13 protein-coding genes are annotated in these 16,418 nt (G+C 52.6%); 7 read left to right on the top strand and 6 right to left on the bottom strand.

Translation table 11 applies throughout. From position 1 onward, the window contains the following. Positions 1-7 precede the first annotated feature (7 nt). Together ACYVC2_RS18470 and ACYVC2_RS18465 are read left to right on the top strand one after the other, a co-directional pair. On the top strand, positions 8-346 hold the full coding sequence (locus ACYVC2_RS18470; RefSeq protein ID WP_461104398.1) for a cupin domain-containing protein: 339 nt from the start codon (positions 8-10) through the stop codon (positions 344-346). Positions 347-446: 100 nt separating this feature from the next. Then, complete coding sequence (locus ACYVC2_RS18465) at positions 447-923, top strand: OsmC family protein (protein WP_461104396.1); 477 nt, start codon at positions 447-449, stop codon at positions 921-923. Between the two features lie 54 nt (positions 924-977). Here the strand turns inward: ACYVC2_RS18465 and ACYVC2_RS18460 are convergent, their stop codons facing one another. Both ACYVC2_RS18460 and ACYVC2_RS18455 read right to left on the bottom strand, forming a co-directional pair. Beyond that, positions 978-1,706 carry a universal stress protein gene (locus ACYVC2_RS18460; protein ID WP_461104394.1) on the bottom strand — a complete coding sequence of 243 codons (729 nt, stop codon included), beginning with the start codon at positions 1,704-1,706 and terminating at the stop codon, positions 978-980. Between the two features lie 96 nt (positions 1,707-1,802). Next, a complete protein-coding gene (locus ACYVC2_RS18455; RefSeq protein WP_461104392.1) occupies positions 1,803-2,750 on the bottom strand; it encodes an SPFH domain-containing protein in 948 nt (315 codons plus the stop codon). A 174-nt stretch (positions 2,751-2,924) separates the two neighbouring features. On the opposite strand from ACYVC2_RS18455, the gene ACYVC2_RS18450 reads away from it, so the two are divergent. Next, positions 2,925-3,200 (top strand): hypothetical protein, encoded by a 276-nt coding sequence (locus ACYVC2_RS18450; protein ID WP_461104390.1) that lies wholly within the window; start codon positions 2,925-2,927, stop codon positions 3,198-3,200. Between the two features lie 2 nt (positions 3,201-3,202). Here the strand turns inward: ACYVC2_RS18450 and ACYVC2_RS18445 are convergent, their stop codons facing one another. The 3 genes from ACYVC2_RS18445 to ACYVC2_RS18435 all read right to left on the bottom strand — a co-directional run bounded on the left by ACYVC2_RS18445 (position 3,203) and on the right by ACYVC2_RS18435 (position 6,106). Further along, entirely contained in the window at positions 3,203-4,948 is a 1,746-nt protein-coding gene (locus tag ACYVC2_RS18445) for a serine hydrolase (protein WP_461104388.1), read from the bottom strand. A 103-nt stretch (positions 4,949-5,051) separates the two neighbouring features. Beyond that, complete coding sequence (locus ACYVC2_RS18440; RefSeq protein WP_461104386.1) at positions 5,052-5,573, bottom strand: dihydrofolate reductase family protein; 522 nt, start codon at positions 5,571-5,573, stop codon at positions 5,052-5,054. 20 nt (positions 5,574-5,593) lie between these two features. Then, positions 5,594-6,106, bottom strand: a complete 513-nt coding sequence (locus ACYVC2_RS18435; RefSeq protein ID WP_461104384.1) for a Uma2 family endonuclease — start codon at positions 6,104-6,106, stop codon at positions 5,594-5,596. Between the two features lie 193 nt (positions 6,107-6,299). Between ACYVC2_RS18435 and ACYVC2_RS18430 the strand changes: the two genes are divergently transcribed. The 4 genes from ACYVC2_RS18430 (at position 6,300) to ACYVC2_RS18415 (ending at position 14,836) form a co-directional block, all read left to right on the top strand. Then, a complete protein-coding gene (locus ACYVC2_RS18430) occupies positions 6,300-6,638 on the top strand; it encodes a PadR family transcriptional regulator (protein WP_461104381.1) in 339 nt (112 codons plus the stop codon). Positions 6,639-6,748: 110 nt separating this feature from the next. Continuing rightward, positions 6,749-9,364 (top strand): ABC transporter permease, encoded by a 2,616-nt coding sequence (locus ACYVC2_RS18425; RefSeq protein ID WP_461104379.1) that lies wholly within the window; start codon positions 6,749-6,751, stop codon positions 9,362-9,364. A gap of 94 nt (positions 9,365-9,458) precedes the next feature. After that, a complete protein-coding gene (locus ACYVC2_RS18420; RefSeq protein WP_461104377.1) occupies positions 9,459-12,107 on the top strand; it encodes an ABC transporter permease in 2,649 nt (882 codons plus the stop codon). 68 nt (positions 12,108-12,175) lie between these two features. Continuing rightward, positions 12,176-14,836, top strand: coding sequence for an ABC transporter permease (locus ACYVC2_RS18415; protein WP_461104375.1), 2,661 nt, complete (start codon positions 12,176-12,178; stop codon positions 14,834-14,836). A 118-nt stretch (positions 14,837-14,954) separates the two neighbouring features. On the opposite strand, the gene ACYVC2_RS18410 is transcribed toward ACYVC2_RS18415, so the two are convergent. Beyond that, positions 14,955-16,388, bottom strand: coding sequence for an alpha/beta fold hydrolase (locus ACYVC2_RS18410; RefSeq protein WP_461104373.1), 1,434 nt, complete (start codon positions 16,386-16,388; stop codon positions 14,955-14,957). Between the last annotated feature and the right edge of the window lie 30 nt (positions 16,389-16,418).

Below are 16,418 nucleotides of genomic sequence, written 5' to 3'. Positions count from 1 at the left end.
GTCATCTATGTCCGCTTTGAAAGCCATCCACCTGACTCCGGCAGATGCGCTGCATCAATTGCAGGGTCATTCGAAAGAATTCATCGAGCTGTTCGCACACGGAAGTCTGGTAGTCGAGTATTACAAGCCCGATCGAATTGACCGGCAGACTCCACACGAACGCGACGAGGTTTATGTGGTCACGTCAGGAACGGGTACGTTCAACTATGCGGGGCAGCGAAGCGCGATCAAACCGGGCGATCTCTTGTTCGTTCCGGCGGGCGTCGACCATCGGTTTGAGAACTTTACGGACGATTTCGCGACCTGGGTGTTGTTCTATGGCCCTATCGGCGGAGAAAATAAGTAAGTTGCATCGTTGTAGCACCGACTGTCCGGCCGGGTGAATCTTGATTTTTACCCAACCAGGACGGTCGGCACTACACGAATGAGCTGAACATCAGACACGCATGGCGAAAGAACATCATTATTCTCTAACCGTCGAATGGACCGGCAATACGGGTCAGGGAACGGCCAGTTACCGAGCATACGAACGCAGCCATACCATTTCGGTCGATGACAAAGTGGCTATTCTGGGCTCGTCCGACCCGGCGTTTCGGGGGGATAAAACCAAACACAACCCCGAAGAACTTCTGGTCGCTTCGCTGTCGACCTGCCACATGTTGTCGTACCTGCATTTATGCGCCGAAGCGGGCGTTGTGGTGGTCGATTACATCGACCGGGCGGAAGGCACGATGGTCGAGACACCCGAAGGAGGTGGTCATTTTACGGAAGTCACGCTTCATCCCACGGTGGTGGTTGCGGAGGAAGCCATGATTGAAACAGCCAACGAACTGCATCATCAGGCCAATAAAAACTGCTTTATTGCAAACTCCTGTAATTTCCCGGTTCATCACAAACCCTTCGCCAGAGTCGATGAGGATTAGTTTTCTGGTTTTGGTTTGTGCCGGTGGCACCGGCACAAACCAAAACCAGAAGGATTATTTTCGCTCGTGATACACCAGCACCGGCACCTCCGATTTCTCGACAAGCCGGGCTACGTGGTTGGGGTGAAACAAGCTGTCCAGAAACCCATTTTTGGGGTATAACTGCATCACGATCAAATCCGCCTTAACGTCATCGATTTCGTCTTCGGTCAACACGTCGAGTTGAGCACCGAAGGCTTTCACGAGTGAATCGGTCTGAAACGAGATGAGACTCTGCGTCGTTTGGGGTTGCATGGCATACGCGATGGAACGCACCTGCGCGGGCCGGATCGGTTTCCCTTCTTCCGTCGATGGCACGATGAGTACCGGGCAGCGCGCTTCGTCGGCCACTTCGGTAACGGCACTCCCCGCTAGCCGGTCGAAAAACGTGTTCAGGTCACTACGCCCCATGATGATCAGGTCGGCCGAGTGTTCGCGGGCCGACTCCAGGATGCTGTCTTCTACGTCCCCGATGCGCCAGTCGACTCGCACGGGCAAGCCTTCCTTGCGCAGTTGTGTCGCCAGTGCGCCCAGCCGCTGACGGCTGATATCTTCAATCTCCATCGAAGCCACGACACCCAGACCCGGATCGCCGATGGTCGGCAGGGTAGTATCCGGAATCATGGGCTGGTACGCATGGAGCAGGGTAACGGTCGCTCCGGTCTTATGCGCAAATAGCCGCACCCAGTCGAGGGCCACGGTGGTGCTGGTTGAGAAATCGGTGGGAAAAAGTAGGTTTGTCATAACTGCGCAGATGAATGTTTTTAGCTAAACAAAAAAAACGGGCTACCTTCCCGACAACTCCTGCATATTCATTGCCTTATGCGCCTATGCATTCACCTACGGCTTGGGCGGAATAATCCGACTGGGTTGGGGGCTGTTCATGGTTTCGATAGCCAGCAGTTGTTTCATGGTCTTTTCCATGCCTTCCGTTGAGCCGTCGATAAATATGACGTTTCCTTTTCCATTCTCGGCAAAGTGTTTGATGGCTTCGGTCCAGATCGAAAACAGAATCAGCGATGCATCCAGGTTGGCTTCGTTCATCACTTTGGCCGACTCAGCCATCCCTCTGGCCACTTCTTCACGAAACAACGCTACCCCCTGCCCCCGTAGCTGCGAGGCTTTCTTTTCGGCCTCCGCCGATATCTGAATGGCGTTGCCTTCGGCTTCGGCAGCTTTTGTTTTCGTAATCAACAGAGCCTGCCCTTCATTTTCGGCCGCTGCCCGCAGATTCGACGAGGCCACTACCTGCGCCATCGAACGCATGATCACCTCATCGAACGCAATGTCGTTCAGTTGCAGGTCGGTAAGGTGATACCCCCAGCTTTCGAGCAGGCTGTCGAGCTGCGCCTTGACGTGTTCGATAATTTCGGACCGAAGCGCCAGAATTTCCGACTGGCGTTTGGTGGCGACAAAACTCCGGATCGACCCTTCGATCGTCCGCACCAGCGCCTGCATGAACGAGGCTTCGTCGATGAATTTAAACGCTACGTTTTTAATCGTTTCCTCCTGCTGATTCAAGACCGAATACACCAGCATGGCTTTGAAATTGACGTTGGCCTGATCGGCGGTAATGGCCTGAAACGCCAGTTCGACGGAGCGGTTCTGGATGGAAATGCGCCGGTAAACGACTTCGATAAACGGAATTTTGAAGTTCAGACCAGGGGCCATAACCCGGGTGTATTTACCAAATACGGTAATGACGGCAACCGTTCCCTGCTGCACCACCACAACGGAGAGGTAGACAACGACGACGGCCAGAACGATGAGAACAGCTAGAAAATTCATGATCGGATGGGTTAAGACTTAATGGCGGCTGCAAGGTACGGATTCCGCCGAATCTCCGGCATAAATAGTACCTGAGCGGTTGTAGGGCGATGGGCAGACAGTCTGTTTTTCGGCCGACGGTGGCCAACGGACCTGCCCTTCGTCATAAGCAGATGATCTTAACCCCTCCCCTGCATGACTGCCTTTACCTTAAACCGACTCACACCGTTTCAACTGGCCAGGCTTGCCTACAGCACGGCAACATTCCTGACGACGGTTGCCCGTCCCGCCTGCAAAATAGAATTGTATTACCTCGAAGGCTACTTTATCGAACTCAGTTATCGCCTGACTGACCAAACCGAAAACGATAGTCAGTGGGAGTTGCATGCGGCCAACCATTATCCGGACCTGCCGGCCAGCACCACCTGGTTAACCATTTACATGCACCCCATCAAACTGCTTATCAACTAGCCTCAGCGAACGCGCTTGCCGGGCATATCCCGTCCGTTCTGGTGCAGGATCAGCTGCTCGACTTCACCTTTGGCGTTGCTCATGAAGGTGACCTGCGCATCGACTACTTTGAGGTAAAACCTGGTCTTCGACTCGGCAAACAGCTCGAACCGGGGCTGCCCTGTAGCCTGCCCGTAGAGCTGATCGCCGGTCCGGGTGATGGCGATCGCAAACGAGGGAGCCAGCTGGTAGTTGCCCACATACGACTCCAGGGTCTGGGTATCGACGGCAACGGTTACCTCTTTGGGCGCGTTGACGGCCACACCCAGCTCTTTTAGTTTGGTATACCCATTGGCATTACGCGGATTTAGCTCGATCGATTTTTTATAATCCTGAATGGCCGCAGCTTTATCGCCTGCTTTCAGGTACGCTTCGCCCCGGCTGTCGTACACATTATACGACGCCGGAAACGATTCGGCGTTCAGCGTAAACACGGTAAGGGCTTCCGGCAGTTTGCCATCGCGCAGCAGTTCATAGCCTACGCTGTTCATTTCGCTTTCATCCAGACTATACGCTTTGCCGCCCCGCCAAATCTTGAACTTCTGCCGCGAAGCCTCCGCCGACTCCGACAGAACCGACTTCCGCAGTAATTCGGCGATTGGTTTTTTAGGCGGCTCGATCGGCTGATTGTAGAGGATATTCAGAATATTTTTCCGGATGATTTCCAGGGGTGCTGCGCCCGTATTATTCAGCAAAACGACCAGCCGTTTGTCTTCAGGAATCCGGCTGATCAGGGTGTTGAACCCGTTGATTCCACCACTATGTTCGATGAGCAACAGGCTGTCTTTCAGCTTACCTACCATAATATTTTCGACCTGCCAACCGTAGGCGTAATGATTCAGAAACGGGGTGAACATGGCCGCTTTCAGCGTCGTGTCGGCCAGCAGCTTGTCGGTATACAGGGCCTGGTCCCAGCGGTGTAAATCTTCCACTGTCGAATACAAAGAGCCAGCCGCGTACGGAATCGACATGTCCAGATAAGGTGCGTTGACGTACCCTTCGCTCCGCTTCTCGTAGCCGGACGCCCGCTTGGCAATGATCGGTCCGGCGAGGTCGTAGCCCGTATCGGCCATGTTCAGCGGGGTAAGAATATTCTCCTGCAACACCTGCGCGTAGGGCTTCCCCGTCACTTTCTCGATAATCACACCCAGCAGAAAATACCCGGAGTTGTCGTATACGAACCGGGTACCGGGTTCAAATTCCAGCGGCAGGCCGGAGAATTTCTTCACGAACGCATCGGGCGTGTAGGGGTCCCGGCTCATGGTCTCGAAAAAGTTCGGGAAGCTGGTATAGCTCGGTATCCCCGAGGTATGCGTAAGCAGATGATGTAGGGTAATCTTACTACCCGTCGCTTTGGGGTAATCGGGCAGGTAGTCGGTGACTTTTCCAGCTAATTTCAGCTTTCCCTGCTCCACCAGTTGCATGATGAGCATGGAGGTAAACTGTTTGGTAATGGAGCCCAGCCGGAATTTGGTGGTGGAGGTGTTATTGATATTCCACTCCATGTTGGCCATTCCATAGCCCTTCTTGAAAATAACTTTTCCTTTGTCGGCCACCAGCACCGCACCGTTAAACTGTCGGTTAGCCACGTACTGTCGGATCAGCGCATCGATTTTTTCGGCTTTGGTCTGACCAACCGCCGTAGCGATCGTTAGCCAGTACACACTAATAAGTAAGGTTATCAGACGGAGGGTAGTGAGTCGATTCATGGGAGCGAGGGTAGGCTTAAAACCCTCGCAAGATAGGAGGTTTGACCTTTCTTCCGACTGGACCGGGGCGGCAAACCGCCCTCCGTTACGTAACCGATACACCTTACCCCATCCGATACCAAAGCGAAACCAACCCGGTCGAATATGTTTTGGACTCGGTAAGGGTCAGTTTAATCCGCTCCTGGATGTTTGAAAACAGGGGTTTTCCCGCCCCCAGCAGAATCGGATGCACGGCCAGGAACAACTCATCCACCAATCCCTCGTCGATGAACGAAGCCGTCAGGCTGGCCCCGCCAAAGAGCCAGACATCCTTACCAGGCTGGTTTTTCAACTGATCGACCCACGTTTTTATGTCGCCCCGAACTAGCTCCGCACCAGTGCCTACATCCGTCAGCGTACTGGAGAACACGTATTTTTTGTACTCCGGAAACGTGTAATTGCTGGCCGCTTCGGCTGGATTGTTCATGAGTTCGTAACTCTTCCGGCCGATAAAAAGAGCGTCTATCCGTTCCAGAAAAGCGGTCATTCCATAGTCCTGGTCGGTAAAGCACCAGTCGTACTCGCCGTTTGGCCCCTCAATGTAGCCATCCAGGCTGACGGCCAACGCCAATATTACCTTTCGCATAGCTCGTTTATCACGAAAACTTATCCTTCAAAAATCTCACTCAATTTGAGTTGTATACCGGTTACAGGGTCGGTAACCATTCCTTCCGACACATTGATTTGCCGACGATCAGGTAACAAAATAGAAACCGTCTGCACCGTAGGGACAACCAGCCAGACCGATTTAACCCCGGCCGGAAAGTGTTTTTTGTAAATCCGGTCACTCAGACTGTTCAGGCTCTGCTCCGGAGATAGGATTTCAATCGTCGTTAGGGGCACATCCTGGACAACGATTTCGTCGGCCAGCCAGTCAGCTTTACGCTTAGGCATAATGCAGAGGTCTGGACGGGTTTTGCCGGAAGCAAACTCAAAGTCCAGTTCAGTATAAATGCTGTATTGGTGCCGGTATGTCGCCCGTAGCAGAAATGATAAATGACTTTGTAATTCTGCGTGATTGATACTTGACATCTTCTCGTCCTGAAATTCGTCGCCAATCGGCTGTTCGATAACCACTTCCATAACCTGACCGATGTTTTCCCAAAGATAAACAAACATTCGATCGACATGGCCGCTCGCCTGGCTGAATGCGTGCGCTGATCGGCTGTCCGCAAAACGGACAACTGCTGTCCGATTCTGGACAGTAGACTGAGGGCAGATTTTCCAGAAATCCTGTTTTTAGCGTCCCAAACGTATGTTCTGTGAGTTGGCACCGCATTTGATCGACATTATCGTATAAAATGACCTAACCATGAAAAGGGCCTTTCTGGGTGAATTTGAGGAATTGGTTTTGCTGACGGTGGCGATTCTGGACGAAGAGGCTTACGGGGTTACGATCACGCAGGAACTCGAACAGAAAACAGGCCGGGCCGTGGGCTTCAGCACGATTCATACAACCCTGCAACGACTGGAAGAAAAAGGATTTCTGTCGTCAAAAATGGGCGGAGCGACCGCCGAGCGGGGAGGCCGACGCAAGCGTTATTTCACGGTTACGGCAGCCGGTCGAAGAGCGCTGCAAGAGGTGAAGCAGGTGCGTACCGAATTATGGAACGCACTACCACCCCAAACCCTACAACTCATGGGTGGGTGAAAAGGGCATAGGGGTAAGGGCTAGGGGCAGGGAACGCACCCAAGCGGCCTTGTCTCTCAAACCCTCTCTGCTACCCCCGCCACCAGAGCCATCCCCATGCTCTTACCCCTATGCACCACGCTCCGCCCCGCTTCGCTACCTGGCTGCTCAACGCCTTCGCTCACCCCGACTCCCGGGAGGAGGTGATGGGCGATCTGGCCGAGTTGTACGTCCACTGGGTGCAGACCCTGGGGCAACGCCGGGCCAACTGGCGCTATAGTTTAAATGCACTGAAATTAGTGCGACCACTAGCCAAACGGAAGTCCAATGAACAGTATACAACACCCCTTTTCCTAAGTCCTGATATGATACGGAATTATGTAACGGTTGCCTTTCGGAATCTGATTCGCAACAAAGCATTTTCAATCATTAACGTGCTGGGACTTGCGCTAGGCATGGCCTGTAGCCTGCTCATTTTGCTGTGGGTGCAGGACGAACGTAGTGTCGATGGTTTCCACGCGAATGGCAAGAACCTCTACCAGGTGTATGAACGCAATCATTTTGATGACAAAACGGAAGCTGCTTATGAAACCCAGGGGTTGCTGGCCGACGAACTCAAGCGCGTCATTCCGGAAATACAATACGCCAGCGGTCTTGAATGGAATCAGCCGTCTACGTTTCAGGTGGGCGACAAGATTAGCAAGGTGGAAGGCTCATTTGCCGGGGCTGATTTTTTCAGGATGTTTAGTTACCCATTACTGGAAGGAACACCCGAAACAGCGTTAAACGCTCCCAACGGCATTGCGATTTCCCGGAAAATGGCCGATCAGTTTTTTGGAAGTCCAGACAAAGCCATTGGCAAAACTATTCGCTACGAGAATAAGGATGATCTGACCGTAACCGCCGTTTTCGAAAACCTACCCGCCAATTCGTCGCAGCGGTTCGATTTTCTACGGACCTGGGGCGATTTCGTAAAAGCAAACGACTGGGTACATAACTGGGGGAACGTCAATCCGTTTACATACATTCAATTACGTTCAGGTCGCAACGGCGAACCTGCCGATCTGGCTAAAGTTGAAGCAAAAATCAAGGACTTCACCTATCGCTATAAACCCAAAAACAAGGCATTTATTGAAGAGTTGGCCTTGCAACCTTACTCAGAAAAATACCTTCACTCTACGGCCAAAAACGGTCATTTTGAGGGCGGTCGCATCGAGTATGTGCAGTTGTTCAGCTTTGTCGCCCTTTTTATCCTGTTGATTGCCTGTATCAATTTCATGAATCTGGCCACGGCTCGTTCGGCCAAACGGGCCAAAGAAGTGGGGATTCGGAAGTCTGTTGGAGCAGCCCGTTCATCATTAGTGGGTCAGTTTGTGGGCGAAGCCGTTTTGCTCACTTTCTTCGCCATGTTGCTCGCAGTGGCCCTGGTTATGGTGATTCTACCGGCCTTCAACAACCTTACGGGCAAACAACTTTTTCTGCCATTCAGCCAACCGATCTTCTGGGCTACGCTCTTGACCTTACTCCTACTGACGGGTTTTGTGTCAGGCAGTTATCCGGCCCTTTTCCTGTCGGCGTTGAATCCAGTCCGAGTTCTGAAAGGTAAGCTACGGTTTAGTCCTGGCGCAACGAATTTTCGGAAAGGTCTGGTAGTCTTTCAGTTTGGACTATCCATTCTGCTGGTTGTGGGTATGCTTGTCATGTATCGACAAGTGGATTATATCCAGACCAAGAACATCGGATATAACCGTGAAAACCTGATTTACATCCCGCTGGAAGGTGAGCTAGGCCGAAACTATTCACTGTTTAAAGAGGAAGCGGGCAAAATGCCTGGTATCCAGACCGTCTCGCGTATGCGGGGTACGCCCACCCTCATTGAGCATCATACCGGCGATTTCGTGTGGACAGGCAAAGACCCCAATCAGGCCGTTAAGTTTGCTGACGAGACCGTGGGCTATGATTTCGTAAAAACGATGGGTCTGACCTTGAAAGAAGGACGGGATTTCTCGAAAGCGTTTGGCACCGATTCAGTTGGCTTTCTGGTCAACGAAACAGCCCTCGCCAAAATGGGCTACAAAAGCGGGGTTGATCAACCGCTAAAGTGGGGTTCTCGGCAGGGCAAGATTATCGGTGTATTAAAGGATTTCCACTTCAGTTCTATGCATCAGGCTATCGAGCCGATCGTTATGCGACTGGACGAAACCCGAACCTGGGGTACCATTATCGTTCGTACGGAAGCGGGTAAAACCCAGGAAGCGCTGGCCAGCCTGGAAAAAGTTAGCCAGCAGCTCAATCCTAAATTCCCGTTTACGTATCAGTTCTCAGATCTGGAGTTTACCCGGCTCTATCAGAGCGAGCAGATGGTGAGTCGGTTAGCTAATTACTTTGCCATTCTAGCCATTTTCATTTCGTGTTTAGGTCTGTTTGGACTCGCCACGTTCACCGCCGAGCAACGCACGAAGGAAATCGGGGTTCGGAAAGTGCTGGGCGCATCGGTCATCAGTGTTGTCTCTCTACTTGTCAGAGATTTTTTGAAACCGGTTCTGATCGCTATCCTCATCACAACGCCCATTGCCTGGTATGTGATGAATCGGTGGCTGACTGATTTTGCCTACAAGATCGACATTGAGTGGTGGGTATTTGCGCTGGCTGGTGGACTGTCGATAGTAATCGCTCTGCTTACTGTCAGTTTCCAAAGTCTTAAAGCGGCCTTGATGAATCCTGTACAATCGCTGCGTTCGGACTAGACAATGCATAATGGCAGCATCCTACTAAAATAGCCCGCTGATAACTAACGAGTTTACATCTCCCATTATCCATTCTACATTATTCATTTAAGCTATGAACCCGCCCCGCTTCGCTACCTGGCTGCTCAACGCCTTCGCTCACCCCGACTCCCGGGAGGAGGTGATGGGCGATCTGGCCGAGTTGTACGCCCACTGGGTGCAGACCCTGGGGCAACGCCGGGCCAACTGGCGCTATAGTTTAAATGCATTGAAATTAGTGCGACCACTAGCCCGATCAAAACAAGTACCGCAATACCGTACCACTTTTTCCCTGAGTCCTACTATGATCCGCAATTATCTGAAAATCGCCTGGCGAAACCTGATTCTGCACAAAGCGTTTACGGCCATCAATATCATCGGGCTCGCCGTCGGGCTGGCTACGTGTCTGCTAATCGTGTTGTTCGTGCAGCACGAACTCAGTTACGATCGCTATCACGACCGAGCCGACCGGACTTATCGGATGATTATTCATGGGCAAATCGGGGGGAAGGAACTGAAAGCCGCTTACGTGAGCGTACCGGCGGGGCCGGCGCTGGCGCGTGACTACGCGGGCATCGAAGACATGACGCGCGTGTACCAGGAGGGTACGTTCATCGTCAAACGCAAGGACGTGGAGGGCTTTAAAGAAGAACACGTTGCGTTCGCCGACTCCAATTTCTTTCGGGTCTTCGCCATTCCGCTGTTGAAAGGAAACAGCAAGACCGTACTGACCGCCCCCAACACACTTGTCATTACCGAAACCACCGCCCGCAAATACTTTGGTGATCAGGACCCTATCGGGCAAAGCCTGACGGTCGGCACACGCGGACTGTTCCGGGTGACGGGCGTCTGCGCAGATGTTCCCTCGAACACTCATTTTCACTACGATATGTTTGGCTCGTTAGGGTCGATTCAGTTGCGCGACACCTGGCTGACCAGTGGTATACTGACGTACGTCGTGCTGCGCCCCGGCTACTCCCCTGCGCAACTCGAAGCGAAAATACCGGAAATGGTCAGCAAGTACATAGGCACCGAACTTCAGCAGATTCTGGGCATGAACCTGAGCGAATTCATTCGAAAAGGCAATCACTTCGGGTTCGAATTTCAGCCGGTTACCGACATTCATCTGCGCTCCCACATAGAAGCCGAAATCGAGCCCAACAGCGACATCAAGTACATTTATATCTTCTCGGCCATTGCGGTATTTATTCTGCTGGTCGCCTGTATCAATTTCATGAATCTAAGCACGGCTGGTTCGGCCGGGCGGGCGAAGGAAGTGGGAGTTCGGAAGGTACTGGGTTCGCTGCGGGGTCAGTTGGTAGGGCAGTTTCTGAGCGAATCCGTACTGGTCACGTTCCTGGCACTGATTGTCGCTGTGGGGATTGTCGTTCTGCTTTTACCAGGCTTCAACCGGCTGTCGGGGAAACAATTTACGATCAGCGCGCTCACAACTGGCTGGATGATTCCGGGAATGCTGACGACCTGCCTGCTCATTGGTCTGCTGGCCGGGAGTTACCCGGCTTTCTTCCTGTCGGCCTTCAAACCGGTCAGCGTGCTGAAAGGTCGCTTACAGGCTGGCAGCCGCAGTAGCTGGTTACGTAATACGTTGGTTACGACCCAGTTTATGGTATCGATCGGGATGATCATCGGGACCGTGATTGTTTATCAGCAACTGCATTTCATTCAGAGCAAGAAAGTTGGGTTCGATAAGGATCAGGTCCTGCTGCTGCATGACACGTATACACTCGGCAACAAAGCCGATGCGCTCAAAACCGAGCTACGGCGACTGCCCCAGGTGCAGGACGTGACACTGGCAGGCTTCGTTCCGGCGGGGGCCTCCAACAGCAGCAACGACGGCTTTGTGCCCGATAATGGCGAACCGGAAGCGACGACGTATCGGGAAAAAAACTACTACATCGATGAGCATTACCTGCCCACCTTAGGCATTGCGCTGGCCCAGGGACGCAACTTCTCGAAAGCCTTCCCTTCCGACAGTTCTGCTCTCCTGATCAACGAAGCGGCCGCCAGACGATTTGGCTGGACAAACCCCATCGGCAAACGTGTCTGGGCGGTGGGCAATGGCAGTCCGGAACAGAAGCGGAGATACACCGTCATTGGCGTCGTCAAAAATTTCCATTTCGAGTCGATGCACCAGGCCATAGCTCCGCTGGTCCTGTTTTACGGGGGCGACAACTACCAGATGGCGCTTCGGATAAAAACCGACGACTTGCCGGGTTTGCTGAAAACCCTGAAGCAGATCTGGAAAGCCCAGACCGATACCCCGTTTGCTTATTCGTTTCTCAACGAACGGTTCAACGCCATCTACCAGTCCGAACAGCGGGTTGGCGAGTTGTTCAGCATTTTCGCCAGCCTAACGGTCCTCATCTCCTGCCTGGGGTTATTTGGGCTGGCCATGTTCACGGCCCAGCAACGGACGAAAGAAATCGGGGTTCGGAAAGTACTGGGCGCGTCGGTCGCCAGCGTCGTTGCGCTCTTGTCAAAAGACTTCCTGAAGCCCGTGCTGATTGCCATCCTGATCGCTTCGCCCATCGCCTGGTACGCTATGAACCGGTGGTTGCAGGATTTCGCCTATCGCGTTGCCATCGAATGGTGGGTCTTCGTCCTGGCGGGCTCACTGGCAATTGCCATCGCTTTGGTAACGGTCAGTTTCCAGAGCCTCAAAGCCGCGCTGACCAATCCGATCAAGAGTTTACGATCTGAATAATCTGGGGCATAGAGCATGGGGGTAAGGGCATAGGGTAGTTCCCAAGCCCTCCCTGCGCCCTTACTCCCATGCCCCATGCTCTTACCCCCATGCGCACTACCCCGCCCCGCTTCGCTACCTGGCTGCTGAACACCTTCGCTCATCCCGATACGCGGGAAGACGTGATGGGCGATCTGGCCGAGTTATACCCCTACTGGGTGCAAACCCTAGGCGAACGCCGGGCCAACTGGCGCTACGGCCTCAACGCCCTGAAATTACTGCGGCCCCTGGCCCAATCGGAAACAGCTAAAAAATATCCCTCACCTTTTTTATTGAGCCCTGTCATGATACGCAATTATGTAAAAATTGCCTGGCGCAATCTGGCGAATGCCAAAGCGTTTTCTGTTATCAATGGCTTCGGTCTGGCGTTAGGCATAGCCTGTGCCTTACTGGTGTTTCTGGTTATCGTCCATGAAACCAGCTATGATAAGCAGCACAAAAACGCCGACCGCATTTATCGGGTCGAAACCGTAAACAACAGCGACCCCAACCCCCACCCCGGCACCTACACAGAAATGGGTGTTGTGCTCCAAAAAGAAGCGCCGGAGTTTGAGGCCATCGTACCCGTCTATTACGACTGGGGCCGGAGTTTGGCAATACCCGCATCGGGTAGTTTTTTCCAGGAACGGATTGCGTTTACCAGTCCGGATATTTTCCATCTCCTTGATTACCAATGGCTAACAGGCGACGCTCGTACGGCACTTTCGCAGCCGAATCAGGTGGTGTTGACGGAGTCGTACGCAAAAAAATTTTTTGGCACCACCGACGTCGTCGGAAAAACCATTCGCTATGACAACAAACAGGATTTACAAGTTACGGGTGTCCTGCACGATTACCCAGCAACCACCAACTTCCCATTCAATGTTCTGATTTCGTTTTCCAGCCTCAAGCAGCTACAGCCCGATTTCGACTCACATGGCTGGAGCGGTTTCGGCGACAATTTCCATGTGTATACACTCCTTAAACCGGCTTTCAAACCAGCTCAATTAGCCAACCGGTTCCAGGCGATTCAGGTTAAATACCAGAAAGACCCAAAGACCATTCAGAATCAGCATTTTGCCCTAAGACCATTAGCGGAGATTCATTATGGGTTCAATTTCAGCGGTCGGCAGGCTAATGTCAAACTGCTCAATATGTTAGCCCTGATTGGTGCTTTCGTGCTGCTCATTGCCTGCATCAATTTCATCAACCTGACTACGGCGCAGGCGCTCAAACGAGCCAAAGAAATCGGGATTCGTAAGTCTGTCGGAAGCAATCGTCTGTCACTGATCTATCAGTTTCTGACAGAAGCCGGATTACTGACCGGTCTATCTACCCTCCTGTCTTTTCTGCTGGCCTGGCTGCTGCTTCCGTCAGTAGCTACCATGATGGACTTACCGCTCACAACAGCCGATCTGTTCTCCTGGAAAATTGGGGCATTTCTGGCGGTTTTAGCCTTCGTCACCACCGCTCTGGCCGGAACCTATCCAGCCTTCCGATTATCGGGAATACCACCGATCTGGGCCCTGAGAATCAATAAGCTTCCGCAAGGTGAACGCAGTATTTCACTGCGGCAGGGGTTGGTAGTGGTGCAGTTTACCATTTCCATGATCCTGATAAGCAGTGCTTTGCTTATCAATCGGCAACTTTCTTTTTTTCAGAATGCCGATCTTGGTTTTAATAAGAACGCCATCATTACCGTTGGGCTACCCAGCAATGAACCCGACAAACTACAAACGCTGCGGACGCAATTGATGGAATCCCCGCAGATCAAAGATGTCAGTTTCTCGCTCAACAGTGCCTCGTCGGAAGGCAACTGGATGCAGGGTATGCAATATCGAAAAGGAGCCAAAGTCAATGAAATCAAAACTCAGATGAAAATGGGCGATTCTCATTTTCTGGATACCTACGGCATTCAATTACTGACTGGCGAAAAACTTCGGGATACGGATACGTCATCGGCTGCTTTCAAGGTCATAGCCAACGAGATTTTCCTCACCCGAATGGGCATCGATCGGCCCGAAGCGGCCCTTGGTCAGAAGGTGTACTACGGCGATGGAGCACAGTTCGCCACGATTATTGGCGTAGCTAAAAACTTCAACGTCAACTCCCTGCACCAGAAAATAGACCCGACGCTCATTCAGGTGGTACCGAACAATTTTTACCAGGCGGGTATCAAACTACAAAGCGAACAACCTACCACCGAATCGATCCAGGCGGCTTTAGCCACTATTGAAAAATCATGGAAAGCTACGTTTCCCAACCGCCTTTTTGAGTACCAGTTCCTGGACAGGACTCTGGCCCAGGCGTACCAGAATGAAACCCGGACGGCGCAGCTTATCGAAACCTCCACGCTGATTGCCGTGCTGATTGCCTGCCTGGGTCTGTTCGGGCTGGCGACCTTTACAGCCGAGCAGCGGACGAAGGAAATCGGCGTTCGGAAAGTACTGGGCGCGTCGGTGAGCAGTATCATTGCGCTGATCACCAAAGATTTCCTGAAGCTGGTGCTGATTGCTACGGTCATAGCCGCGCCGATTGCCTGGTACGCCATGAGCCAATGGCTGCAGAATTTCGAGTTTAAAACCGAAATCAGCTGGTGGATTTTCGCGCTGACGGGCTTGTTAATGGCCATCATCGCCCTGCTGACCGTTAGTTTTCAGAGTATCAAAGCCGCGCTGATGAATCCGGTGAAGAGTTTGCGGAGTGAGTAGGAAAGGGCAGAGGGGTAAGGGCATGGGGTGAAAGGCTAAGGTGAAATGAGAATCTTACCCCTTTCCCCCATGCCCTTTACCCTTACCCCTTTCCCCTCTGCCCTTACCCCAACGCCCTTCAATACACCACGATCTCCTGATTGTCCGAGGTTAGCGGCTGATACGGATTGTTCAGAAACTGTTGTAGGAAGCGGTTAAAATCGGGGCCACCGACACCATGTGCCCGATTCAGAAAGAGCAGTCGCTGGCTGTTGGGCATGTAGTGATGGATTCGGTCGATATAAAGCGGGCGACAGGCATTATCCAGTTCACCGTCGGCCAGCAAAGCGGGTTTGGCCGAATAGAAAGGCATCTTGGTTTCGGCCTTGATGGGCGGTACCTGCCAGCAGTCGCACAGGGCTCTGTAGACGTCGTTGATGTGGTAGCCTTTCAGATACGGGTACGCATCGTAGAGTTGCTGGAGTACCTTTTCGCTGTGGTAAGCTGTCTGATCGGCGCAGTATACCGATAAGCGCATGCCGGAAGGGCCGTTGCTATTCGCGAATATCCCATCCAGATGCGGTTTGACATAGGCTGCATGATTGCCTTTGATCAGTTCGGTCAGGATGTAGGGCAGTCGCGGAGAAAAGTTATTCTGGACAATATCCCAGAGGTCATTTCGCGTATACTGAATCCGCACGGTATCGGTAGTGCCTTTTTCGACATACGGAATGGAAAACGTTTTGCCGCCGATGGATGTAAAATAATGCTCAAACCGCTCCTTCAGCTTACCATACCGCTCTTTATCGGTCGAATCCCTTTCCACGCGTTTGAATAAGCTACGCAGGGCTTCGGCCAGGTTGGCGGGTTCGTCTTCATCGATGGGTACAAAAGCTGGTAACGGCGAATCCAGAATCAGCGATCGGATGCGGGTGGGGTCACGCCTGAGCACGGCCGTCATCAGCCCACCGCTGTACGAAATTCCCAGCAGATTGACCGAGTCGATCCGTAAGGTAGCCAGCAGATCATGGATATCCGATACGGTTTCGTCGGTATTGTATCCCGACAGGTCAATGCCTTTGGCCTCCAGCGCTTTTTTGTAACGCCTGACGCCGACCACGGCCATGCTGTCTTTGTTCAGGTTCTTTCGGTAGGCTTCTTTGATCGTGTTGCTGAGTTCGTCGCTCCACAGATTGGGCACGGCAAACTGCGTACCGCGCTGCTCGAACGCAATGCAGTCGCGATCGTTGATGACCAGTCGTCGGGGTACACCGCTCGCCCAACCCAGCGAACTGCCGCCCGGTCCACCGCTCGTAAACAGGAGCGGATCGTTTCGTTTGGCAGGGTTCTTACTTTCGACGACAATGAACGGAAGCTTAATGGTTTTGCCGTTGTTTTTACGACGATTTTCGGGCACGATCAGGTAGGCGCAGCGGGTACGAAAACTGCTGTCGACCGACACAGGGCAGGCGCAGGGTTCCAGTTTGCGCACCACGCCCGACTGCCCGAAGCCCAGCGTAGCCGAAAGTTGACCGACCAGCAGCAGACCGGTTGCTATCGAAAATCGATTCATGCGGAATTGAATTAGTTTCCGACAAAGCAA

The organism is Spirosoma koreense, assembly GCF_054777875.1.
The sequence above is the reverse complement of the archived record's forward strand: the minus strand, read 5'-3'. Positions and strand labels throughout refer to the sequence as shown.

What these genes read in the sequence shown, in the direction of transcription:
- ACYVC2_RS18470 (WP_461104398.1), top strand. Translation starts at nt 8, where the DNA reads ATGTCCGCTTTGAAAGCCATCCACCTGACTCCGGCAGATGCGCTGCAT.
- ACYVC2_RS18410 (WP_461104373.1), bottom strand. Translation starts at nt 16,388, where the DNA reads ATGAATCGATTTTCGATAGCAACCGGTCTGCTGCTGGTCGGTCAACTT.
- ACYVC2_RS18415 (WP_461104375.1), top strand. Translation starts at nt 12,176, where the DNA reads ATGCCCCATGCTCTTACCCCCATGCGCACTACCCCGCCCCGCTTCGCT.
- ACYVC2_RS18430 (WP_461104381.1), top strand. Translation starts at nt 6,300, where the DNA reads ATGAAAAGGGCCTTTCTGGGTGAATTTGAGGAATTGGTTTTGCTGACG.
- ACYVC2_RS18425 (WP_461104379.1), top strand. Translation starts at nt 6,749, where the DNA reads ATGCACCACGCTCCGCCCCGCTTCGCTACCTGGCTGCTCAACGCCTTC.
- ACYVC2_RS18460 (WP_461104394.1), bottom strand. Translation starts at nt 1,706, where the DNA reads ATGACAAACCTACTTTTTCCCACCGATTTCTCAACCAGCACCACCGTG.
- ACYVC2_RS18435 (WP_461104384.1), bottom strand. Translation starts at nt 6,106, where the DNA reads ATGTTTGTTTATCTTTGGGAAAACATCGGTCAGGTTATGGAAGTGGTT.
- ACYVC2_RS18445 (WP_461104388.1), bottom strand. Translation starts at nt 4,948, where the DNA reads ATGAATCGACTCACTACCCTCCGTCTGATAACCTTACTTATTAGTGTG.
- ACYVC2_RS18420 (WP_461104377.1), top strand. Translation starts at nt 9,459, where the DNA reads ATGAACCCGCCCCGCTTCGCTACCTGGCTGCTCAACGCCTTCGCTCAC.
- ACYVC2_RS18455 (WP_461104392.1), bottom strand. Translation starts at nt 2,750, where the DNA reads ATGAATTTTCTAGCTGTTCTCATCGTTCTGGCCGTCGTCGTTGTCTAC.
- ACYVC2_RS18465 (WP_461104396.1), top strand. Translation starts at nt 447, where the DNA reads ATGGCGAAAGAACATCATTATTCTCTAACCGTCGAATGGACCGGCAAT.
- ACYVC2_RS18440 (WP_461104386.1), bottom strand. Translation starts at nt 5,573, where the DNA reads ATGCGAAAGGTAATATTGGCGTTGGCCGTCAGCCTGGATGGCTACATT.
- ACYVC2_RS18450 (WP_461104390.1), top strand. Translation starts at nt 2,925, where the DNA reads ATGACTGCCTTTACCTTAAACCGACTCACACCGTTTCAACTGGCCAGG.